Genomic DNA, 21,301 nt, shown 5'->3' on the forward strand with positions numbered 1-21,301 from the left:
CCGATGACTTCCGCTCGCGTCGCCTCCCTGCACGGAGCGGGCGCACCCCACGGCCCTACGTCGGCCGATCCCCGGGCCCGCCGGACGCGTCGCCGCGTCTTCGATGCGGTCGAGCGGCTCGTGATGCACGACGCCGAGCAGCGGACGGAGGGCATCGCCGTCAGCGACATCGTCCGCGAGGCCGGCATCAGCCGCAGCTCCTTCTACGCGCACTTCGACGACGCGGCCGCGGTCGCCTCCGCTCTGCTGCGCGAGGACCTCGTCGTCGCCGAGGTCGCCGAGGGGGACGCGGAGGACCGCACCGGAGCCACCGCGCTGCGGCGCGGCTACGCGCGGCTCGTCGAGCGCCTCGTCGACCGGCACGCCTTCCACGCCCGGCTCCGCGCCCGCGCGTCGGCGCGCGTCGCCTCGGACGACGCCGTGCTCGACACGGTGCTGGGCCTGCACCGCGAGGTCCTGGCCCGTGCCGGCGTCCCGGCGTCCGTCGACCCGGAGCTCACCGCGACCTTCGCCGCGGGCGGCGTCCTCGCCGTCGTCGGAGCTTGGCTCGCCGGCTCGATCGACGGCACTGACGAGGAGCTGGTCGAGCAGCTCGTCGCCCTCCTTCCTCCGTGGCTGGCCGATGCGCCGCTCGGATCCCCGATCCCTCCCACCACAGGCCCCACGATGAAAGGCACGACATGATGACATTCGAGGTCGGCGAGACCCTGGTCTACCCGCACCACGGAGCGGTGACGATCACCGGGCTCGAGAAGCGCTCGGTCAAGGGCGTCGAGAAGACGTTCATGACCATGAACGTGCACACCAGCGAGCTCACGATCACCCTGCCCGTCGAGAACGCCGAGCTGGTCGGCGTGCGCGAGATCATCGACGACGCCGGAGTCCAGGCGGTCTACGACGTCCTGCGCAGCGACGTCGCGGAGGAGGCCAGCAACTGGTCCCGCCGCTTCAAGGCCAACCAGGAGAAGATGGCCAGCGGCAGCGTGTACCGCGTCAGCGAGGTCGTCCGCGACCTGTGGCGCCGCGAGCAGGCCGGCGGAGTGTCGGCCGGCGAGAAGCGCATGCTGCTGAAGGCCCGTCAGATCCTGGTCTCCGAGCTGTCGCTCGCGCTCAAGGGCTCCGACGAGGAGGCCTCGGCCAAGCTCGACGAGGTCCTCGCCTCGGCGATCTGAGCCGCCGTCGCGGCGTGCCCGGTCACTCCGACCGGCACGCCGCGGCCACCCGTCGGGCGACCTCGTCCTGTCCGGCGCTGCCGTCGACGCGGACGAGGATCCCCGCCTCCGCGTAGACCTCCTCGAGCGGAGCGGTCTCCTGCTCGTACACCGAGATCCGGTGACGGATCACCTCGGCGTCGTCGTCGGCCCTCTTCTGCTGCACGGCGCGCGAGAGCAGCCGGTCCACCACCACCTCGGTGTCCGCCACGAGCAGTACCGCCCGCGCCAGTTCCACGTCGCGCTCCCGGAGCATCCGGTCGAGCTCCGCGACCTGCGCGAGCGTCCGCGGGTACCCGTCGAGGATGAAGCCGTCCTGCGCGTCCGATTCGTCGAGCCGCTCCGCGACGAGCGCGTTCGTGATCTCGTCGGGGACGTAGCGGCCCGCCTCCACGATCGTGCGCAGGCGCCGTCCGAGGTCCGTGCCGTCGGCCACGTGGGCGCGGAAGAGCTCGCCGGTCGAGATCGCCGGAACGCCGAGCGTCCCGGCCAGGATCGCCGCCTGGGTGCCCTTGCCCACGCCGGGCGGTCCCATCATGATGACGCGCATCGCTCGTCCTCCCTCGGTGTCGTCAGGCGATCGTATCCGGGCCCGTCCGCCCGGCCCGCCGATTCGGATCCGCTCTGCCACCCGTTCTAGGCTGGCCGGAACGGACCGGAGGAGGCCCATGACGCACTCGACCGACGCGGCGCGGGCCGCCGAGCGCCTCGGGGAGGTGCTCGCCTCGATGGTCGCCGAGCTCGAGAGCCGGGGCGTCGCCGATCAGGCTCTCGCCGAGCTGCGCCGGCCCCGGGCGATCCTCGGCTTCCGCCGCGCTCCCGTCATGGCTCCGGTCACCAGGGCCTGGCGACTCGGCGTCCTGCTCCTGGAGAGGACCGGTTCGCTGTACGCCGTCGGATCGGTCACCCGCGCGGTGGCGCCGCTGCACGCGAACAACCAGTCGGAGTCGCAGGAAGCGCGCCGCGAGATCCGCCGCGCCGCCTTCGACGGACCGTTCCGCGAGGGCGAGATCGTCAACTACGGCTGGCGGAGGCTCGCGCTGGACGCCGATGGTTTGAGCGCCGATCCGGAGCCGCTCGCCCTGCGGGGCGCGGACGTCCTGGTCCGCTGGGCACCGGGCCTCGGCGAGCAGGGTCTCATGCCGATCGAGCGCTACCTCTCGGAGCGCCTCGATCTGCAGAGCGGGACGTGATCCGCGCTCACTCCTCCTCGGCCGCGACCGGGTGGAACCAGGGCGGGTAGACCGCGACGCGCGGTGAGGCGGAGCTGCCCTCGAAGAGCGCCTTCACCTTATTGCGAGTGGTGACCGAGGGCACGCCGACCACGGCGATCTCCTCGAGTGGGAACCGCTCCGGCACGAGTGCCTCGGCGCTGCGCAGCGCGGGCTCGTCGACGAGCAGGCGGGCGAAGGTGCGGACGAGGGCGTCGCCCTCGGTGAAGCGGGTCAGGACGTGGGACGCGTCGCCGTCGCTCAGGACCGGTGCCGAGGCCAGCGATCCGACGAGGACGACGTACTGCGACGCCGTCGTGTCGTGGGCGCGGGGCGACCAGTGCGGCAGCACCCGCTCGCCGCGCAGATCGGCCCAGAGGGCCGCGTCGGGCGAGAGGAAGAAGGGGACGAAGCCGGCGACGCTCGCTCCGTCGCGGACCTGGACGGCGCGGCGGTGCTCGCGCGTGGTCTCCGCGCTGACGTCCATGGCGGGACGCTCGGGGAGGTGCTCGTCGGCCAGGATCGCTCCGGCGGCCACGATGGCGGCGAGGTTGTCGATGTGCGTGACGTGGTAGATCCGCTGGGCGGCGATGTCGACCTTGGGCAGGGGCTTCTCGCGGGCCGTTCCTCGCGCCGCCGCTCGCGCGGTGGCCGCGCGGGAGGTCCCGGGGACGCGCGCCGGGGTGCGCGTGCGCCCGGCCGCGGGCTCGGGAGCCTTGGCGGGGGAGCAGACGTCGCAGAGCGCGATGTCGAGGCCGTGGATGCATTCGGTGGGCACGCTGGATCCTTCTGCGCACGGTCTCGGGGGGTCCGGCGCAAGGACGACGTTACGCGACCGACGGGTCGGCGTGCCGCCGGGGCGGTGATCCGCGGTCGCGGGACGCGGAGCCGCCGGGCATCGGCTGGGAGGCGATGGACCGCTCGGCGCTGGCGCGTAGCGTGGAGGGATGAAGCGCGTGCCGCCCGCCGAGGGCCAGGAATCCGTCTGGGACTACCCGAGGCCGCCACGGGTCGAGGCGAGCTCCGAGCACGTCGTCGTGCGGCTCGGCGGGGTGGTCGTCGCCGACACCAGCGCCTCCTTCCGGGTCCTCGAGACCAGCCACCCGCCCGTCTACTACCTGCCCCGCTCCGCGTTCGCGGACGGCGCGCTCGAGCCGGCTCCGGGGCGCAGCGTCTGCGAGTTCAAGGGCGCGGCCTCGTACCTGAGCGTCCGCGGCGGCGGATCGATCGCCGAGAGCGCGGGCTGGACCTACCCCGAGCCGATGCCCGGCTTCGAGGTGCTGCAGGACACCGTCGCCGTGTACCCGGGGCGGATGGGCTCGTGCACGGTCGACGGCGAGACGGTGCAGCCCCAGCCGGGCGACTTCTACGGAGGCTGGATCACCTCCCGCGTCGTCGGACCCTTCAAGGGCGCGCCGGGCACGACGTTCTGGTGATCCGGTCCGGTCGTCACCGCCTCTGCTGAAGGAGGCCCGGCACCGGCTCCGGCCCGTCCCGCGTGCTGCACGTCACGCCGGGTAACGTCCGCGACCCTCCGCTGTGTCGCATGCCATCGTGGGGCACCGCCGCGGGGCGGGGACGGGAGGCGGAGCAGGATGAGCGAGCGGACGCACGACTGGGGGTTCTCGACCCGCCAGCTGCACGAGGGGGCGGCAGAGGACGCGCTGCACGCCAGGCGCACCCCGATCTACCTCACCGCCGGCTTCAGCTTCGACTCGTTCGACGAGGCGCGCGACCGGTTCGCGGGAGCGGACGGATACACCTACACCCGCGTCGGCAACCCGACGACCGATGCGGTCGAGCGCCGTCTCGCCGCGCTCGAGGGCGGTGCGGAGGCGCTCCTCGTCGGCAGCGGGCAGGCCGCGGTCTCGGTCGCCCTCCTCGCCCTCGCCTCGGCCGGCGACCACGTCGTGGCCGCCGCGAGCCTCTACGAGGGCACCAGGAACCTCCTGCTCGAGAACCTCGCGCGCCTGGGCATCACGACCACCTTCGTCGAGGACGCCGACGATCCGCTCGCGTGGGAGGACGCCATCACTCCGCGGACCCGGGTCGTCCTCGTCGAGTCGATCCCCAACCCGCGGAACGACGTCGTCGACCTCCGCCTCGTGGCCGATGTCGCGCACCGCGCGGGCGTCCCGCTCGTCGTGGACAACACGTTCGCGACCCCGTACCTCCTGCGCCCGATCGAGCACGGGGCCGACGTCGTCGTCCACTCGGCCAGCAAGTTCCTGGCGGGGCACGGCGCCGTCATCGCGGGAGCGATCGTCGACGCCGGCCGGTTCGACTGGAGCGCCCGGTCCGGCGCGTTCCCGCACCTCGCGGCGACGTCGGCCGCTCCCGACCGGGCCTTCCTCGCCTACGCCAGGGACGTGGTCGCCGGCCGCATGGGCCCGACCGTCTCCCCGCTGACGGCGTTCCTGCTCGAGCAGGGACTCGAGACGCTCTCGCTCCGCGTGCGCCACCAGTCGCGCAGTGCACTCGTCGTCGCGCGCTGGCTCGAGGGCCGTCCCGAGATCGAGAGCGTCGACTACAGCGGGCTGGCCTCGAGCCCGTCGCACGCACTCGCGCAGCGCTACCTCCCGCGCGGGCAGGGCTCGGTCTTCTCGTTCACGCTGCGCGGGGGAGCGGAGGCGGCGCGCCGCTTCACCGACGCCCTCGCCCTCTTCACCCGCATGACGCACCTCGGCGACGTCCGCTCTCTGGTCCTGCACCCGGCGAGCACGACGCACACGGGTCGGACGGAGGCGGAGCGCGCGGCCGCCGGGATCGGCCCGGGCCTGCTCCGCCTCTCCATCGGCATCGAGGACGTCGAGGACCTCCTCGCCGACCTCGAGACCGGACTCCTCGCCTCCGCCTCCCCGCTCGTCCTGGCGGTGGCCTCGTGAGCAGGCTGCAGCACTTCGCCTGGTTCCTCTCGCGCGGCTTCGGTCCGCAGGCCTGGGGGCAGCCGAACTGGGACTGGGACCGGCGCTGGACCGGGCCCGACCTCTACCGGCAGAGCGCCCGCGAGCTCGAGCAGGCGGGCTTCGACCTCGTGATCATCGAGGACGCCCTCTCGCTCGGCAGCGCCGACACTCTCGATCTGCGCGTGCGCCGCGCCTACGGCGGGCCCAAGCACGACCCGCTCCTGCTCGCTCCGTACCTCTTCGAGGCGACGCGGCACCTCGGTGTCGCGCCCACCGTGAATCCGATGGCCTGGAGCCCGTACCAGGCGGCGCGCCAGTTCGCGACGCTGCAGCACCTGAGCGAGGGCAGGCTCGGGCTCAACGTGGTCACCGACGTCGGCAGCAGCCGGCACTTCGGGCTCGAGCCGCTGCCGCACGACGGGGCCTACGACCGCGCGCACGAGTGGCTCGACTCGATCCGCGAGCTCTGGCGCAGCTGGGACGACGGCGCTCTGATCCAGGACGCGGCGACCGGCGTGTTCGCGGACGGCACCCGATTGCGCCCGGTCCGCCACCGCGGCGAGCACTACACCTTCGACGGTCCGCTGAACGCGCTGCCGTTCGACACGGGGGAGCCGGTCATCGTGTCTCCCGGAGGCTCGCCGCGCGGCATCGACTTCGCGGGAGCGCAGTCCGACGTCCAGCTCGCCCTCGCCTCGCTCGACGTCGCCACCGTGCGCGCCTACCGCGAGAAGGCGCGGGCGGCGGCCGCGTCGCAGGGCCGCGATCCGGACGACCTCACGGTCCTCTTCGTCGTGAAGCCGATCGTCGTGTCGAGTCGGGAGGAGGCGGAGCGCCTCGTCGCTGCGTCGGCGCACCCGGACGAGGCCGCGCTCCTCGCGATCGCCTCCGCCTGGTCCAGCGATCTCGAGACCGACCTCACCGCGCTCGACCTCGATCGGGCGATCGATCCCTCCGTCTTCGGCGGGCACGTCTCGCGCGGCAGCATCGCCGGCCTCTACGGCTCGGCGGACTCGGATGCGCCCCTGCGGGAGCTGCTCACGGCGAAGGCGCGGCTCGGACTCGTCGCCGACCGGGCCGGGCTCGTGGGCACGGCGGAGGAGGTCGCCGACTTCGTCCAGGAGCTGGGCGACGACGCCGACAACGACGGCATCGCCTTCTCCGGCGACTTCCATCCCGTGACGCTGCACCGGATGCTCGACGAGCTGGTCCCGATCCTGCGGCGGCGGGGGATCCTGCGCCGCGAGCATCCGGGCGGCGGCCTGCGGCGGAGCCTCACGGGGTTCTAGTCCGCCGGAGGGCCGAGCAGGACGCGGCGCGCGTCCTCCACGCCGCCGACGTCGAGGCTCCACGAGGGCCTCACGAAGGTGTCCGGAGTGACGCGGAACCGGGTCTCCTCGACGCCCGCGCCGTCCGCTCCCACGGTCCGGCTCGTCCCGTTGGGCTCGTAGCCGAGCGCGGAGGAGACGCGGATCGAGGCGTCGTTCCAGGCCAGGGCACTGCTCTCGGCCACCTCGGCGGCCAGGTGGTCGAACGCCAGCATCAGCACGGCGGCCCGCATCTCGCGCCCGAGTCCGCGCCCCTGCGCCGGGCGGGTGAGCCAGGATCCGGAGGAGACGGAGCGGGTCGCGCGGAAGCGGTCGGCGAGCAGGTCCTGGCAGCCGATCACGACGCCGTCCTCGAGGATCGCGAACGCGACGCGCCAGGAGTCGTGCGTCGTCGCGGCCCGCAGCGACCAGTGGTAGCGGGCGAGCTGCATGGGCAGCTCCTCAGCGGGCGCCTCGGCCCAGGGCGCCGGGAAGGGCGACCGTCCCGGCTCGTGGATCCCGGCGGCGGCGGCCTCCGCGAGTCCCGGCAGATCGCTGTCGCGCACCGGGTGCAGCTCCAGCCGCGGCGTCCGCAGCACGAGATCGAACAGGGGCCAGGTCGAGGTCCATCCGCTCATCCGTCGACGCTAGCGGACCCGCCGGGTCGGGTCGGGCCGCTCCGACCGCATCGGTACCGGTGGTGGGACTCGAACCCACAAGCCCTCTCGGACAGAGCATTTTGAGTGCCCCGCGTCTGCCATTCCGCCACACCGGCTCATCACGAGCCCGTCGAGAATACCGTAGGCTCGTCCGCGTGACAGACCAGGAAACCGCGCCGACCGCACCCCGTCGGGTCGTCGTCGCCGAAGACGAATCGCTCATCCGCCTCGACATCGTGGAGATCCTCCGCGACAACGGCTTCGAGGTCGTGGGCGAGGCGGGCGACGGCGAGACCGCTGTGGCCCTCGCCACCGAGCTCCGCCCCGACCTGGTGATCATGGACGTGAAGATGCCCCAGCTCGATGGCATCTCCGCGGCCGAGCGCCTCTCGAAGGCGCACATCGCCCCCGTCGTCCTCCTCACGGCGTTCAGCCAGAAGGAGCTCGTCGAGCGTGCGAGCGAGGCCGGCGCGCTGGCCTACGTGGTCAAGCCGTTCACGCCGAACGACCTGCTGCCCGCGATCGAGATCGCCCTCTCGCGCTACGCACAGATCCTGACCCTCGAGGCCGAGGTCGCCGACATGGTCGAGCGCTTCGAGACCCGCAAGCTCGTCGACCGGGCCAAGGGGCTCCTCAACGAGAAGATGGGCCTCACCGAGCCCGAGGCGTTCCGCTGGATCCAGAAGGCGTCCATGGACCGTCGGCTCACGATGCACGATGTCGCCCAGGCGATCATCGAGCAGCTGAGCCCGAAGAAGTAGCCGCCGGGGCGACGTCCCCGATCACGGCCAGAGGCGGGTGCGCTCCCACGGGGAGTCGCCCGCCTCCGTCGTTCCCGGGCGGTACTCGAGCCGGACGTGGTCCTGCTCGGGTGCGCTGGAAGCCTGCCAGAACTCGATGCGCTCGGGGACGACCCGGTAGACGGCCCACTCGCGGTCGAGCGTCGCGGGAGAGCAGCTCACGGCCACGCTGGTCTGGAGCGTGACGAGGCCGAAGACGGCGGCGGAGGCCATCGGCTCGCTCTGGCGACCGACCAGCAGTGCGGTCCGCCCGGCCTCCGAGCGGCGGCGGAAGTCCTCGGCCGACTCGGTGGCGGAGCCGCGCTCGACGCGGCCCTCCACGCGCACCTGGCGCCCCTGGACCGGCCAGAAGAAGGTCAGCGCGGCGTGCGGGTTCTCCTCCATCGCGCGGCCCTTCGGGCTCGTGGCGTGGGTCGAGAACGCCCAGCCCTGCTCGTCCGCGTTCCGCAGCACGAGGATCCGCGCCCCGACGACTCCGTCGGCGTCGGCCGTCGAGAGGGTCGCGCCGTGGGGGAGGAGCTGCCCGGCGGCGGCGGCCTCCTCGAGCCACTGCCCGAACAGCTCGAGCGGCTCCTCGGGAGCCGCGTCGACGTCGAACGCGGGGAGCTCGGAGGGCATGGACGGGAGGCTCTTGAGGAGATCGCGGAAGGTCACGCTGCGAGCCTAGGCTCCGAGCTTCCCAGCGACCGGGGCTTGCGTTCGCGCCCGGGCCGGTCGCCTCACCGCAGGATGTTGGTGATCCGCACCGTCGAGAGGCGGCGTCCGGCCTCGTCGCGCACCACGATCTCGTGGGTCGCCAGCGTGCCCCCGAGGTGGATCGCGTCGCACGTGGCGATCACGAAGCCGGAACGGACGGAGCGGCTGTGGCTCGCGTTCAGCTCGATCCCCATGGCGATCCGGCCCTCGCCGGCATGGATGTTCGCGGCGATCGAGCCCATCGACTCCGCGAGGACGACGTGGGCGCCGCCGTGCAGGATCCCGACCGGCTGGCGGTTGCCCTCCACCGGCATCGAGGCGACCGAGTGGTGCGGGGACAGCTCGTGCCAGACGATGCCCATCCGCTCGGCGAGCTCGCCCATGCCGCGACCGATGCCGGCCACGAGGTCGAGCGCCGGAGGACGGACCCAGGGGCTGTCGAGGGGGGCTGAGTCGGTCACGGATCTCCTCGTCGTCGCGTCCTGCGAGGCGCCCGACGAGCGGCTCGGAACCGTCCTGATCCGGTGTCGGAGGCGCTGTGTAGTCTTGCCGTGTGTCAGATCCGGAACAGCCTACCCTCCTGCTCGTCGACGGCCATTCCCTGGCGTTCCGGGCGTTCTACGCGCTCCCGGTCGACAGTTTCCAGACCCGTGACGGCCAGCACACGAACGCCATCCACGGCTTCCTGTCAATGCTGATCCTGCTGCTGAAGAACGAGAAGCCCACGCACCTGGGCGTCGCGTTCGACATCTCCCGGTACTCGTTCCGCACCCGCGAGTACCCCGAGTACAAGGGGACGCGCGGCGAGACGCCGCCGGAGTTCAAGGGCCAGGTGCCGCTGCTCGAGCAGGCGCTGCACGCCATGAACATCCGCACCGTCTCGAAGGAGGACTTCGAGGCCGACGACATCCTCGCCACCCTCGCCAAGCAGGGCGCCGAGGCCGGCTACCGGGTGCTCGTCGTCTCGGGCGATCGCGACACGATCCAGCTCGTCACCCCCGACGTCACCCTTCTCTACCCCTCCACTCAGGGGGTCTCGCAGCTCACGCGCTACGACCGCGACAAGGTGTTCGAGAAGTACGGAGTCGAGCCGCACCAGTACCCCGAGATCGCGGCCCTGGTCGGCGAGACGAGCGACAACCTGCCCGGGGTCGACAAGGTCGGGCCCAAGACCGCGGCCAAGTGGGTCAACCAGTACGGCACGGTGGCCGACATCATCGCCCACGCCGACGAGATCAAGGGCGTCGTCGGAGAGAAGCTGCGCGAGCAGAAGGAGAACGCGCTCCGCAACCGCCGCCTCAACCGGCTCGTCACCGACGTCGAGCTCCCGCTGGGCCCCACCGACCTCGCCCGGCAGCCCATCGACCCGGACGCCGTCCGCGAGATCTTCTCGCGCCTGGAGTTCAAGACGCTCCAGGAGCGCGTGCTCACGATCGCCGCCGACGAGGGCGTCGAGGGCGCGGCCGCCGCGCTCGCGGGCGACACCGTCACGACCGCGGCCCCCGCGGTGCGGACGATGGTCGACGAGGAGCTCGCGCACTGGCTCGCCACCGTCTCCGGCAAGGGCACGACCCCCGTCGCCGTCCAGGCGCAGGTCGGCCCCGACGGCCTCGAGGGCATCGGTCTGTCGGTCGAGAAGGAGTCGGCGTACGTCCCCTGGGCGGCCGACCGCCCCGACTACACAGGTCTCGAGCAGTGGCTGGCGAGCGACGCTCCCAAGTACTTCGCCGACGCGAAGCCGCAGGTGAAGGCGCTGCGCACCGCCGGTCTGCCGGTCGCCGGCCTCGCCTTCGACACCCGTATCGCGGCATGGCTCCTGCAGCCCACCGGGCACGCGGCGACGCTGCCCGGGCAGGTGTCGCAGTACCTCGACGAGACGATGGCGCAGGGCGATCCGAACCAGCTGGTGCCGACGGTCGAGCCCATGAGCCCGGCGACCGAGGCCTGGTACGCGTTCCGCCTCGTCGGAGCTCTCACCGAGCTGCTCGGCGAGGGCATGCTGTCGGTCCTCGTCGACATCGAGCTGCCGATCGTGCAGGTCCTCGCGACGGTCGAGCTCACGGGCGTGGCGATCGACCCCGAGGTGCTCGCGCGCCTCCGGAGCGAGCTGACCACCACCTCCGCCGACCTCGCGAGCCGCGCGTTCGCCGAGATCGGCCACGAGATGAACCTCGGCTCGCCGAAGCAGCTCCAGCAGGTCCTCTTCGAGGAGCTCGCGATGCCGAAGACCCGCGCGACCAAGACGGGCTACACGACCGACGCCTCCGCTCTCGCCGATCTGCAGGAGTCGCACCCGCACCCGTTCCTCGGCCTCCTGCTCGAGCACCGCGACGCGACCAAGCTCAAGCAGATCATCGAGACGCTCGAGAAGTCGATGACGCCCGACCGGCGGATCCACACCAGCTACGACCAGACGGGGACCGCCACCGGTCGCATCTCCTCGAACGATCCCAACCTGCAGAACATCCCCGTGCGCAGCGAGGTGGGCCGCCGCATCCGCACCGCCTTCGTGCACAGCGACGAGGCGAGCACCCTGCTCACCGCCGACTACTCGCAGATCGAGATGCGGATCATGGCGCACCTCTCGGGCGACGCCGGGCTCATCGAGGCGTTCCACAGCGGCGAGGACCTGCACCGCTTCGTCGGCTCGCGCATCTTCGGTGTCGAGCCGGGCGACGTCACCTCGGCGATGCGCAACAAGGTGAAGGCGATGTCCTACGGGCTCGCATACGGACTCAGCGCCTTCGGCCTGTCGAAGCAGCTCCGGATCTCGAGCGCCGAGGCCAAGCAGCTGATGACCGACTACTTCGTCCGCTTCGGGGCGGTCCGCGACTACCTCCGCAGCGTCGTCGAGCAGGCTCGCGAGACCGGGTACACCGAGACGATCTTCGGCCGGCGCCGTCCCTTCCCGGATCTGCAGAGCGCCAACCGGGTGCTGCGCGACAACGCCGAGCGCGCGGCGCTGAACTCGCCGATCCAGGGCTCCGCCGCCGACATCATGAAGATCGCGATGATCGGCGTGCAGTCCGACATCGACGAGCAGGGCCTGGGCTCGCGCATGCTCCTCCAAGTGCACGACGAGCTGATCTTCGACGTCGCCCCCGGCGAGGAGGAGGCGCTCGAGAGCGTCGTGCGGGCGCGGATGGCGCACGCCGTCGACCTCTCGGTGCCGCTCGAGGTCCAGGTCGGTCACGGAGCGAACTGGGACGCGGCCGCGCACTGACCCGTCCCGTCGGTCGCGCCGTGGTCGTGGCTAGGCTCGCAGCATGACCGTCACCCCCCGCGAGCCCACGTCCGTCGACCAGGTCGCCGAGCGCTGGGTCGACACCCTCGTCGAGCTCGATCCCACCGTCGGGACCTGGCTCGGCCGGCCCGGCGGCGGGCTCGCCGATCTGTCCCCGGTCGGTCTCGAGCGTGCGCGCAGCGCGACCGCTGCGGCGCTGGCCGATCTCGAGGCCGCGGAGCCGGTGGACGACGTCGACCGCGTCACGGTCGCCGATCTCGGCGCCGAGCTCCGCCTGACCCTCGACGCGCACGAGGCCGGCCTCCCGTTCCGCGATCTGAACGTCATCGCGTCGCCCGCGCAGGAGTTGCGCGACGTCTTCGACCTGATGCCGACCGCCGCGGTCGGCGACTGGGAGGACGTCGCCGAGCGGCTCCACGCACTGCCGGCTGCGCTCACCGGGTACGCCGAGACCCTCCGCGAGGGCATCCGCAGGGGAGTGGTCCCCGCGCGACGCCAGGTCGGCCTCGTCGCGGAGCAGGCCGCGAAGATCGCGGCACCCCGCGGCTTCTTCGCCGAGCTCGCCGCTGACGCGGCGCCGGCAGAGGGTTCCCTGCCCGCCTCGCTCGCCGGTCGGCTCGAGGACGGTGCGAGGCGCGCCGCCGCCGCCTACGGCGAGCTCGAGCGCTTCCTCCGCAGCGAGCTCGCACCCGCCGCGACCGAGCAGGACGCCGTCGGTCGCGAGCACTACGCGCTGCAGTCGCGCCGCTTCCTCGGCGCGGCGGTCGACCTGGACGAGACCTACGAGTGGGGGATCGAGGAGCTCGCCCGGATGACGGCGGAGCAGGAGGCCGTCGCCCGCGAGATCCTCCCCGGCGCCTCGGTCGCCGAGGCGATCGCGCACCTCGAGGCCGATCCCTCCCGCACGCTGCACGGTGTCGAGGCTCTGCAGCGCTGGATGCAGGAGACCAGCGATCGCGCCGTCCGCGAGCTGGCCGGCACGGCGTTCGACATCCCGGACGAGCTCCTCGCGCTCGAGTGCCTGATCGCGCCCACCCACGAGGGCGGGATCTACTACACCGGCCCCAGCGACGACTTCGCCCGCCCTGGACGCATGTGGTGGTCCGTCCCCGACGGCGTGACCGAGTTCGCGACCTGGCGCGAGCTGACCACCGTCTACCACGAGGGCGTCCCCGGACACCACCTGCAGGTGGGCCAGGCCGTGTACAACCGGGCGAGCCTGAACACCTGGCGTCGCCAGCTGGCCGGGAGCTCGGGCCACGCCGAGGGCTGGGCCCTCTACGCCGAGCGGCTGATGGAGGGCTTCGGCTACCTCGACGACCCGGCCGACCGTCTCGGCATGCTCGACGGCCAGCGGATGCGCGCCGCGCGCGTCGTGCTCGACATCGGCGTGCACCTGGGCAAGCGGATGCCGGGGACGGACGAGATCTGGTCCGCGGACTCCGCCCTCGCCTTCATGAGACGGAACGTGAACATGGACGACGCCTTCATCCGCTTCGAGGTCAACCGCTACCTCGGCTGGCCGGGGCAGGCGCCGTCCTACAAGGTCGGCCAGCGGATCTGGGAGCAGCTGCGCGACGACGCGGCGGCCCGCGAGGGGGCGTCCTTCTCGCTCGCGGCGTTCCACCGGCGGGCCCTCGACCTCGGGGGAGTGGGCCTCGACACGCTCCGCGCGAGTCTCGCCTCCTGACGCGGCACCGCTCCGTCTCCCGGATCGCTCCGAGCGGAACCGCGGACGATTGCCACTGCGCTCCCGGGTTCGATAGTCTTGACCGTCACGTTTGTGGCGCCGCCGTGCCACGGCGAGCGAAGAGGCCCCGGGTCACGGCCCGGTGGCGTTCGGAGCCGCCTCCGGCCGACGGCACATCCCCTCACACACCGCGGTGGTCACCACTCGGTCGCGTCGCCAGTCGCGCCGGTGCCCGCCGCCCGATACCCATCCATCCTGGAGCATCCCTTAATGACAACCGCAACGACCGAAAAGGCAGCCAAGCAGGTCGCGATCAACGACATCGGGTCTGCTGAAGACTTTCTTGCCGCGGTCGAAAAGACTCTGAAGTTCTTCAACGACGGAGACCTCATCGAAGGCACCGTCGTGAAGATCGACCGCGACGAGGTCCTCCTCGACGTCGGCTACAAGACCGAGGGCGTCATCCCCTCGCGCGAACTCTCCATCAAGCACGACGTCGACCCCTCCGAGGTCGTCAACGTGGGCGACAGCGTCGAAGCCCTCGTCCTGCAGAAGGAGGACAAGGAGGGTCGCCTGATCCTCTCGAAGAAGCGTGCGCAGTACGAGCGCGCGTGGGGCGACGTCGAGAAGATCAAGGAGTCCGACGGTGTCGTCACCGGTTCGGTCATCGAGGTCGTCAAGGGCGGGCTCATCGTCGACATCGGCCTCCGCGGCTTCCTCCCGGCCTCGCTCATCGAGCTGCGCCGCGTCCGCGACCTCACCCCGTACCTCGGCCAGGAGATCGAGGCGAAGATCCTCGAGCTCGACAAGAACCGCAACAACGTGGTCCTGTCGCGCCGTGCGCTCCTCGAGCAGACCCAGTCCGAGAGCCGCACCACGTTCCTGAACAACCTGCACAAGGGTCAGGTCCGCAAGGGCGTCGTGTCCTCGATCGTCAACTTCGGTGCGTTCGTCGACCTCGGCGGAGTCGACGGTCTCGTCCACGTCTCCGAGCTCTCCTGGAAGCACATCGAGCACGCCTCCGAGGTCGTCGAGGTGGGCCAGGAGGTCACCGTCGAGATCCTCGAGGTCGACCTCGACCGCGAGCGCGTGTCGCTCTCGCTCAAGGCGACCCAGGAGGACCCGTGGCAGGTCTTCGCCCGCACCCACGCGATCGGTCAGGTCGCCCCGGGCAAGGTCACGAAGCTGGTGCCGTTCGGTGCGTTCGTCCGCGTCGCGGACGGCATCGAGGGCCTCGTCCACATCTCCGAGCTGTCGGGCAAGCACGTCGAGCTCGCGGAGCAGGTCGTGTCCGTCGGTGAAGAGGTGTTCGTCAAGGTCATCGACATCGACCTCGACCGCCGTCGCATCTCGCTCTCGCTCAAGCAGGCGAACGAGAACGTCGACCCCGAGGGCACCGAGTTCGACCCGGCCCTCTACGGCATGGCCACCGAGTACGACGACCAGGGGAACTACAAGTACCCCGAGGGCTTCGACCCGGAGACCAACGAGTGGCGCGAGGGCTTCGAGTCCCAGCGCGAGGCCTGGGAGCAGGAGTACGCCGCTGCTCAGGCTCGCTGGGAGGCCCACAAGGCCCAGGTCGCCAAGTCGCAGGAGGAGGCGGCCACCGTCTCCGAGGGCGTCTCGGTCGGCGGCGGCTTCACCAACGAGTCGACCACCGGCGGCACCCTCGCCGACGACGAGTCGCTCGCCGCACTGCGCGAGAAGCTGTCCTCGAACAACTGATCGAGTGCACACCACGAACGGCCGGTCCCCTCGGGGGCCGGCCGTTCGGCGTTCCCGGGGGCGCTGGGTAGGGTGGCGGCGTGCATCTCGTAGCCCTGACCGGAGGCATCGCCTCGGGGAAGTCGACCGTCGCCCGCCGTCTCGCCGAGCACGGGGCGGTCGTCGTCGACGCGGACCGCCTCGCCCGCGAGGTCGTCGAGCCGGGCGAGCCCGCCCTCGGCGCGATCGCCGAGCGCTTCGGCGCCTCGATGCTCCGGAAGGACGGCACCCTCGACCGCGCCGCGCTCGGAGCACTGATCTTCTCGGACGCTCAGGCGCGCGCGGACCTCAATGCGATCACGCATCCCGCGGTCACGACCCGGTCGCAGCGGCTCTTCGCCGCGGCCGCCGAAGCCGACCCGCACGCGGTCGTCGTGTACGACGTGCCGCTGCTCGCCGAGGGGCGCGGCGTCGGCGAGTTCGACGAGGTCGTGGTTGTGCACGCCCCGCAGGACGTCCGCATCGAGAGGCTCGTCACCCTCAGGGGCCTCAGCGAGACGGAGGCGCGCGCCCGCGTCACCTCCCAGGCGAGCGACGAGGAGCGGCTGGCTCTGGCCGACCGCGTCCTGGACTCGAGCGGAACGCTCGAGCAGACGCTGGCCCGGGCGGACGCGCTGTGGGCTGAGCTGAGCCGGGGACGCTGATGGTCGCTGGCAAGGGCTGAAGCGGGACCGTTCGCCGCCAGCGCACGCCGCCTCCGGTGTCGGTGGTCGCGGCTACGCTTCGAGTCATGGAGCCCACCCGTGCCGTGCACCCGTTCGAGGTCGTCAGCGAATACAAGCCGAGCGGCGATCAGCCCCGCGCCATCGCCGATCTGAGCGCCCGCATCACCGCCGGCGAGACCGACGTGGTGCTCCTCGGCGCGACCGGCACCGGCAAGTCCGCGACGACCGCCTGGCTGGTGGAGGCGGTGCAGCGGCCCACTCTCGTGCTGGCGCACAACAAGACCCTGGCCGCGCAGCTCGCGAACGAGTTCCGCGAGCTGTTCCCGAACAACGCCGTCGAGTACTTCGTCTCGTACTACGACTACTACCAGCCCGAGGCCTACGTCCCGCAGACCGACACCTTCATCGAGAAGGACAGCTCGGTCAACGCCGAGGTCGAGCGCCTGCGGCACTCCACCACCAACTCGCTGCTCAGCCGGCGCGATGTCATCGTGGTGTCGACGGTCTCGTGCATCTACGGTCTGGGCCAGCCCGAGCAGTACCTCGAGGCGATGGTCGCCCTGCAGGTGGGGCAGCGTGTGGACCGCGACCGGTTGATCCGCAAGTTCGTGTCGATGCAGTACGCGCGCAACGACGTCGACTTCGCCCGCGGGACCTTCCGCGTCCGCGGCGACACGATCGAGATCATCCCGATGTACGAGGAGCTCGCGATCCGCATCGAGATGTTCGGCGACGAGATCGAGGCGCTGTACACGCTGCACCCGCTCACCGGCGACATCGTCCGCAAGCTCGACTCCGTCTCGGTGTTCCCCGGCTCGCACTACGTCGCCAGCCAGGACGTCATGCACCGGGCGATCGACACGATCCAGCAGGAGCTCGAGGTGCGCCTCTCCGACCTCGAGAAGCAGAACAAGCTGCTCGAGGCGCAGCGCCTGCGGATGCGCACCACCTTCGACCTGGAGATGATGCAGCAGATCGGCTTCTGCTCCGGCATCGAGAACTACTCGCGCCACATCGACGGCCGCGAGTCCGGCGAGGCTCCGCACTGCCTGCTCGACTACTTCCCGGACGACTTCCTCGTGGTCATCGACGAGTCGCACGTCACCGTGCCGCAGATCGGCGCGATGTACGAGGGCGACGCCTCGCGCAAGCGAACCCTCGTCGAGCACGGCTTCCGCCTCCCGTCCGCGATGGACAACCGCCCGCTGAAGTGGGAGGAGTTCAAGGAGCGCGTGGGCCAGACGGTCTACCTGTCGGCGACCCCGGGCCGCTACGAGATGGGCATCGCCGACGGCATCGTCGAGCAGATCATCCGCCCCACCGGACTCATCGATCCCGAGATCGTCGTCAAGCCGACCAAGGGCCAGATCGACGACCTCCTCGAGGAGATCAAGCGCCGCACCGAGCGCGACGAGCGGATCCTGGTCACGACCCTGACCAAGAGGATGGCCGAGGAGCTCACCGACTTCCTCACCGAGGCGGGCGTGCGGGTGCGCTACCTGCACTCCGACGTCGACACCCTCCGCCGGGTGGAGCTGCTGTCCGAGCTCCGCGCCGGCGTCTACGACGTCCTCGTCGGCATCAACCTGCTCCGCGAGGGCCTCGATCTCCCCGAGGTCTCGCTGGTCGCGATCCTCGACGCCGACAAGGAGGGCTTCCTCCGCTCGTCCACCTCGCTCATCCAGACCATCGGCCGCGCGGCCCGCAACGTGTCCGGCGAGGTGCACATGTACGCCGACAAGGTGACGGACTCGATGCGGCTCGCGATCGACGAGACCGATCGCCGCCGCGAGAAGCAGGTGGCCTACAACCTCGAGCACGGCATCGATCCGACCCCGCTGCGGAAGAAGATCGCCGACATCACCGAGGTGCTCGCCAGGGAGGGCGCCGACACGGCGAAGCTGCTCGCGGGTCGCGACGCGAAGAAGAAGAGCCCCACTCCGAACCTGCGCCGTCAGGGTCTCGCCGCCAACGGCGGCAACGACCTCGAGGCGATCATCGGCGACCTCAACGGGCAGATGCTGCAGGCGGCGGGCGAGCTCAAGTTCGAGCTCGCAGCGCGCCTGCGCGACGAGGTGTCCGAGCTCAAGAGGGAGCTGCGGCAGATGGAGAAGGCCGGTCACCTGACCTGATCCGCAAGCTCGGAGGGGCCGGATCAGCGCCCAGCGAACGCCCGCCGGCGATGTCGGTGGCTCCGCATACACTTTCGAGGTGTCGATCTCGAACGCTGTCAAAGACCCTGCTCCCGCTCCCTCCGAGCACTCCCACCACCCCCACCGGTTCGTCTCCCAGCTCGACGACTCAGTCTCGAAGCTGGTGGTGAGCGGCGCCCGGGTGCACAACCTGCAGGACGTCGATCTCGAGATCCCGCGCGACTCCATGGTCGTGTTCACGGGCCTGTCCGGGTCGGGCAAGTCCTCGCTCGCGTTCGACACGATCTTCGCGGAGGGGCAGCGCCGCTACGTCGAGTCGCTCTCGGCCTACGCCCGCCAGTTCCTCGGGCAGGTCGACCGACCCGACGTCGACTTCATCGAGGGCCTCAGCCCCGCCGTGTCGATCGACCAGAAGTCGACCAACCGCAACCCGCGGTCGACCGTCGGCACGATCACCGAGATCTTCGACTACATGCGCCTGCTCTGGGCGCGCATCGGAGTCCCGCACTGCCCCGTCTGCGGCGAGAAGATCTCGGCCCAGACCGTCCAGCAGATCGCCGATCAGCTGATGGAGCTCGACGCCGGCACGCGCTACCAGATCCTCAGCCCCGTCGTCTCGCAGAAGAAGGGCGAGTTCGTCGACCTCTTCAAGGAGCTGACCGCGGGCGGCTACTCCCGCGCCATGGTCGACGGCAAGCTGATCCAGCTGAGCGAGCCGCCGACGCTCAAGAAGCAGTTCAAGCACGACATCTCGGTGGTCGTGGACCGCCTCGTCGCGGGGCCCGACATCCTCGGACGCCTGACCGACTCGCTCGAGACGGCGCTCCGCCTCACCGACGGCATCGTGCAGATCAACTTCGTCGACGGCGAGGGCGACGGCGCCTGGACCACCTACTCCGAGAAGCTGTCCTGCCCCAACAACCACCCGATCTCGCTGACCGAGATCGAGCCGCGCACCTTCTCGTTCAACGCGCCGTTCGGCGCCTGCCCCGAGTGCTCCGGCCTCGGCACGCGCATGTCGGTCGATGACGAGCTCCTGCTCGGCGACCCCGACCTCAGCATCGCCGAGGGCGTCATCATCCCGTGGACCACCCAGGGCAAGGGCCTCTTCCAGTACTACGAGAAGCTCCTGGACGGCCTCTCCCGCGACCTCGGCTTCTCGCTGTCCACCCCGTGGAAGCGCCTCAGCTCCGAGGTGCAGCAGGCCGTGCTCCACGGCGACAACTTCGAGGTCAAGGTCAAGTGGAAGAACCGCTACGGCCGCGAGATGAGCTACACCTCCGGGTTCGAGGGCGTCGTGCCCTACATCGAGCGCCAGTACGTCCAAGCCGAGACCGACGTGCAGCGCTCGCGCTGGGCCGAGTTCCTCCGCGAGGTGGCCTGCCCCGTCTGCAAGGGCTCGCGGCTGAAGCCCGAGGTGCTCGCCGTCCTCGTGCACGGGGCGAGCATCGCCGACGTCGCCGACCTCAGCCTCGGCGACGCGCAGGTGTTCATGGGCAAGCTGGAGCTGACCGATCGCGAGGCGCACATCGCCGCGCAGGTGCTCCGCGAGATCAAGGCCCGCCTCGACTTCCTGATCGAGGTCGGGCTGAACTACCTCAACCTCTCGCGCGCCGCGGGATCACTCTCGGGCGGTGAGGCCCAGCGCATCCGTCTCGCGACGCAGATCGGCTCCGGACTGACCGGCGTGCTCTATGTCCTCGACGAGCCGAGCATCGGCCTGCACCAGCGCGACAACCGCCGCCTCATCGACACCCTGATCAAGCTGCGCGACCTCGGCAACACCCTGATCGTGGTCGAGCACGACGAGGACACCATCCGCACCGCCGACTGGATCGTCGACATCGGCCCCGGCGCGGGCGTGAACGGCGGCAAGGTCGTGCACTCCGGGTCCTACGAGGAGCTGCTCGAGAACACCCACTCGCTCACGGGCGACTACGTCTCGGGGCGCAAGTCGATCGAGGTGCCGAAGAAGCGCCGCAAGATCGACCGCAAGCGCGTCATCAAGGTGGTCGGCGCCTCGGCGAACAATCTGCAGAAGGTCGACGTCGAGTTCCCGCTCGGCGCCTTCGTCGCGGTGACCGGCGTCTCGGGCTCGGGCAAGAGCACGCTGGTGAACGACATCCTCTACCGGGTGCTCGCCAACCAGCTCAACGGCGCCCGCAAGGTGCCGGGCAAGCACACCCGCGTCACCGGGCTCGAGAACCTCGACAAGGTCGTGCACGTCGACCAGAACCCGATCGGCCGCACCCCGCGCTCCAACCCGGCGACCTACACGGGCGTCTTCGACCGCATCCGCAACCTCTTCGCCGAGACGACCGAGGCGAAGGCCCGCGGATACCTGCCGGGCCGGTTCAGCTTCAACGTCAAGGGCGGCCGCTGCGAGGCGTGCTCGGGCGACGGCACGATCAAGATCGAGATGAACTTCCTGCCGGACGTCTACGTCTCCTGCGAGGTGTGCGGGGGAGCGCGGTACAACCGCGACACCCTCACGGTGCACTACAAGGGCAAGAACATCGCCGAGGTCCTCGACATGCCGATCGCCGAGGCGGCCGAGTTCTTCGAGCCGATCACGGCGATCCACCGCTTCCTGAAGACCCTGGTCGACGTCGGTCTCGGCTACGTCCGGCTCGGACAGAGTGCCACCACCCTCTCGGGCGGCGAGGCCCAGCGCGTGAAGCTCGCCACCGAGCTGCAGCGCCGCTCCAACGGGCGGAGCGTCTACGTGCTCGACGAGCCGACCACCGGTCTGCACTTCGAGGACGTCCGCAAGCTCCTCCTCGTGCTGAACGGCCTCGTCGACAAGGGCAACACGGTCATCACGATCGAGCACAACCTGGATGTCATCAAGTCGGCCGACTGGCTGATCGACATGGGACCCGAGGGCGGTGCGGGCGGCGGCCAGGTCGTCGCCATCGGCACTCCCGAGAAGGTCGCGAAGGTATCCGAGAGCCGCACCGGCTCGTTCCTCGCCGAGATCCTCGAGTGACCGGGG

General features: G+C 70.9%; 17 protein-coding genes, 1 tRNA gene and 1 pseudogene. 13 read left to right on the forward strand and 6 right to left on the reverse strand.

The window, feature by feature from the left end:
- Window positions 1-3 precede the first annotated feature (3 nt).
- Together LRG51_RS01150 and LRG51_RS01155 are read left to right on the forward strand one after the other, a co-directional pair.
- Entirely contained in the window at window positions 4-684 is a 681-nt protein-coding gene (locus tag LRG51_RS01150) for a TetR/AcrR family transcriptional regulator (RefSeq protein ID WP_230670509.1), read from the forward strand.
- Window positions 684-1,172 carry a CarD family transcriptional regulator gene (locus LRG51_RS01155; RefSeq protein ID WP_055793090.1) on the forward strand — a complete coding sequence of 163 codons (489 nt, stop codon included), beginning with the start codon at window positions 684-686 and terminating at the stop codon, window positions 1,170-1,172. The genes LRG51_RS01150 and LRG51_RS01155 overlap by 1 nt, the downstream gene beginning before the upstream one ends.
- Here LRG51_RS01155 and LRG51_RS01160 read toward each other — a convergent pair.
- Window positions 1,173-1,761 (reverse strand): annotated as a pseudogene (locus tag LRG51_RS01160) (adenylate kinase); the annotation flags it as partial.
- A 118-nt stretch (window positions 1,762-1,879) separates the two neighbouring features.
- Here LRG51_RS01160 and LRG51_RS01165 point away from each other — a divergent pair.
- On the forward strand, window positions 1,880-2,404 hold the full coding sequence (locus tag LRG51_RS01165) for a hypothetical protein (protein ID WP_055791891.1): 525 nt from the start codon (window positions 1,880-1,882) through the stop codon (window positions 2,402-2,404).
- Between the two features lie 7 nt (window positions 2,405-2,411).
- Here LRG51_RS01165 and LRG51_RS01170 read toward each other — a convergent pair whose 3' ends face one another.
- Complete coding sequence (locus LRG51_RS01170) at window positions 2,412-3,200, reverse strand: DarT ssDNA thymidine ADP-ribosyltransferase family protein (RefSeq protein ID WP_055791894.1); 789 nt, start codon at window positions 3,198-3,200, stop codon at window positions 2,412-2,414.
- A 169-nt stretch (window positions 3,201-3,369) separates the two neighbouring features.
- Here LRG51_RS01170 and LRG51_RS01175 point away from each other — a divergent pair, with 169 nt between their 5' ends.
- The 3 genes from LRG51_RS01175 (at window position 3,370) to LRG51_RS01185 (ending at window position 6,617) form a co-directional block, all read left to right on the forward strand.
- The gene (locus LRG51_RS01175) at window positions 3,370-3,858 is read left to right on the forward strand and encodes a DUF427 domain-containing protein (protein WP_230670514.1); all 489 of its coding nucleotides are present in this window, start codon (window positions 3,370-3,372) and stop codon (window positions 3,856-3,858) included.
- Between the two features lie 159 nt (window positions 3,859-4,017).
- Window positions 4,018-5,307 (forward strand): O-acetylhomoserine aminocarboxypropyltransferase/cysteine synthase family protein, encoded by a 1,290-nt coding sequence (locus LRG51_RS01180; RefSeq protein ID WP_055791901.1) that lies wholly within the window; start codon window positions 4,018-4,020, stop codon window positions 5,305-5,307.
- Entirely contained in the window at window positions 5,304-6,617 is a 1,314-nt protein-coding gene (locus tag LRG51_RS01185; protein WP_055791903.1) for an NtaA/DmoA family FMN-dependent monooxygenase, read from the forward strand. Before LRG51_RS01180 ends, LRG51_RS01185 begins: the two co-directional genes overlap by 4 nt.
- Here LRG51_RS01185 and LRG51_RS01190 read toward each other — a convergent pair.
- A complete protein-coding gene (locus tag LRG51_RS01190; protein WP_230670517.1) occupies window positions 6,614-7,273 on the reverse strand; it encodes a GNAT family N-acetyltransferase in 660 nt (219 codons plus the stop codon). The two genes, LRG51_RS01185 and LRG51_RS01190, sit on opposite strands and share 4 nt — an antisense overlap.
- Window positions 7,274-7,327: 54 nt before the next feature.
- A tRNA-Leu gene (locus tag LRG51_RS01195) sits at window positions 7,328-7,410 on the reverse strand.
- A 39-nt stretch (window positions 7,411-7,449) separates the two neighbouring features.
- On the opposite strand from LRG51_RS01195, the gene LRG51_RS01200 reads away from it, so the two are divergent.
- Entirely contained in the window at window positions 7,450-8,055 is a 606-nt protein-coding gene (locus LRG51_RS01200) for an ANTAR domain-containing response regulator (protein WP_055791910.1), read from the forward strand.
- Window positions 8,056-8,076: 21 nt separating this feature from the next.
- On the opposite strand, the gene LRG51_RS01205 is transcribed toward LRG51_RS01200, so the two are convergent.
- Both LRG51_RS01205 and LRG51_RS01210 read right to left on the reverse strand, forming a co-directional pair.
- Window positions 8,077-8,748 (reverse strand): pyridoxine/pyridoxamine 5'-phosphate oxidase, encoded by a 672-nt coding sequence (locus LRG51_RS01205; RefSeq protein WP_230670520.1) that lies wholly within the window; start codon window positions 8,746-8,748, stop codon window positions 8,077-8,079.
- A gap of 65 nt (window positions 8,749-8,813) precedes the next feature.
- Entirely contained in the window at window positions 8,814-9,173 is a 360-nt protein-coding gene (locus LRG51_RS01210; protein WP_230673066.1) for a PaaI family thioesterase, read from the reverse strand.
- 170 nt (window positions 9,174-9,343) lie between these two features.
- Here LRG51_RS01210 and polA point away from each other — a divergent pair, with 170 nt between their 5' ends.
- The 6 genes from polA (at window position 9,344) to uvrA (ending at window position 21,295) form a co-directional block, all read left to right on the forward strand.
- Window positions 9,344-12,013, forward strand: a complete 2,670-nt coding sequence (gene polA, locus LRG51_RS01215; RefSeq protein ID WP_230670523.1) for a DNA polymerase I — start codon at window positions 9,344-9,346, stop codon at window positions 12,011-12,013.
- Between the two features lie 43 nt (window positions 12,014-12,056).
- The gene (locus LRG51_RS01220) at window positions 12,057-13,724 is read left to right on the forward strand and encodes a DUF885 domain-containing protein (RefSeq protein WP_230670526.1); all 1,668 of its coding nucleotides are present in this window, start codon (window positions 12,057-12,059) and stop codon (window positions 13,722-13,724) included.
- Between the two features lie 270 nt (window positions 13,725-13,994).
- Window positions 13,995-15,449: a 30S ribosomal protein S1 gene (gene rpsA, locus LRG51_RS01225; RefSeq protein ID WP_055791923.1), complete on the forward strand. Its 1,455-nt coding sequence runs from the start codon at window positions 13,995-13,997 to the stop codon at window positions 15,447-15,449.
- A gap of 80 nt (window positions 15,450-15,529) precedes the next feature.
- The gene (gene coaE, locus LRG51_RS01230; RefSeq protein ID WP_055791926.1) at window positions 15,530-16,132 is read left to right on the forward strand and encodes a dephospho-CoA kinase; all 603 of its coding nucleotides are present in this window, start codon (window positions 15,530-15,532) and stop codon (window positions 16,130-16,132) included.
- Window positions 16,133-16,218: 86 nt separating this feature from the next.
- Window positions 16,219-18,285 carry an excinuclease ABC subunit UvrB gene (gene uvrB, locus LRG51_RS01235; protein WP_055791929.1) on the forward strand — a complete coding sequence of 689 codons (2,067 nt, stop codon included), beginning with the start codon at window positions 16,219-16,221 and terminating at the stop codon, window positions 18,283-18,285.
- A 181-nt stretch (window positions 18,286-18,466) separates the two neighbouring features.
- Window positions 18,467-21,295, forward strand: coding sequence for an excinuclease ABC subunit UvrA (gene uvrA, locus LRG51_RS01240; RefSeq protein WP_442966659.1), 2,829 nt, complete (start codon window positions 18,467-18,469; stop codon window positions 21,293-21,295).
- The last annotated feature ends 6 nt before the right edge of the window (window positions 21,296-21,301 follow it).

The sequence above is a fragment of the Rathayibacter sp. Leaf248 genome, from assembly GCF_920939495.1.
GTDB classification, from domain to species: Bacteria; Actinomycetota; Actinomycetes; order Actinomycetales; family Microbacteriaceae; genus Rathayibacter; species Rathayibacter caricis.

What these genes read in the sequence shown, in the direction of transcription:
- rpsA (WP_055791923.1), top strand. Translation starts at nt 13,995, where the DNA reads ATGACAACCGCAACGACCGAAAAGGCAGCCAAGCAGGTCGCGATCAAC.
- LRG51_RS01190 (WP_230670517.1), bottom strand. Translation starts at nt 7,273, where the DNA reads ATGAGCGGATGGACCTCGACCTGGCCCCTGTTCGATCTCGTGCTGCGG.
- LRG51_RS01220 (WP_230670526.1), top strand. Translation starts at nt 12,057, where the DNA reads ATGACCGTCACCCCCCGCGAGCCCACGTCCGTCGACCAGGTCGCCGAG.
- LRG51_RS01155 (WP_055793090.1), top strand. Translation starts at nt 684, where the DNA reads ATGACATTCGAGGTCGGCGAGACCCTGGTCTACCCGCACCACGGAGCG.
- LRG51_RS01165 (WP_055791891.1), top strand. Translation starts at nt 1,880, where the DNA reads ATGACGCACTCGACCGACGCGGCGCGGGCCGCCGAGCGCCTCGGGGAG.
- LRG51_RS01210 (WP_230673066.1), bottom strand. Translation starts at nt 9,173, where the DNA reads ATGGGCGAGCTCGCCGAGCGGATGGGCATCGTCTGGCACGAGCTGTCC.
- uvrB (WP_055791929.1), top strand. Translation starts at nt 16,219, where the DNA reads ATGGAGCCCACCCGTGCCGTGCACCCGTTCGAGGTCGTCAGCGAATAC.
- LRG51_RS01175 (WP_230670514.1), top strand. Translation starts at nt 3,370, where the DNA reads ATGAAGCGCGTGCCGCCCGCCGAGGGCCAGGAATCCGTCTGGGACTAC.
- LRG51_RS01150 (WP_230670509.1), top strand. Translation starts at nt 4, where the DNA reads ATGACTTCCGCTCGCGTCGCCTCCCTGCACGGAGCGGGCGCACCCCAC.
- LRG51_RS01180 (WP_055791901.1), top strand. Translation starts at nt 4,018, where the DNA reads ATGAGCGAGCGGACGCACGACTGGGGGTTCTCGACCCGCCAGCTGCAC.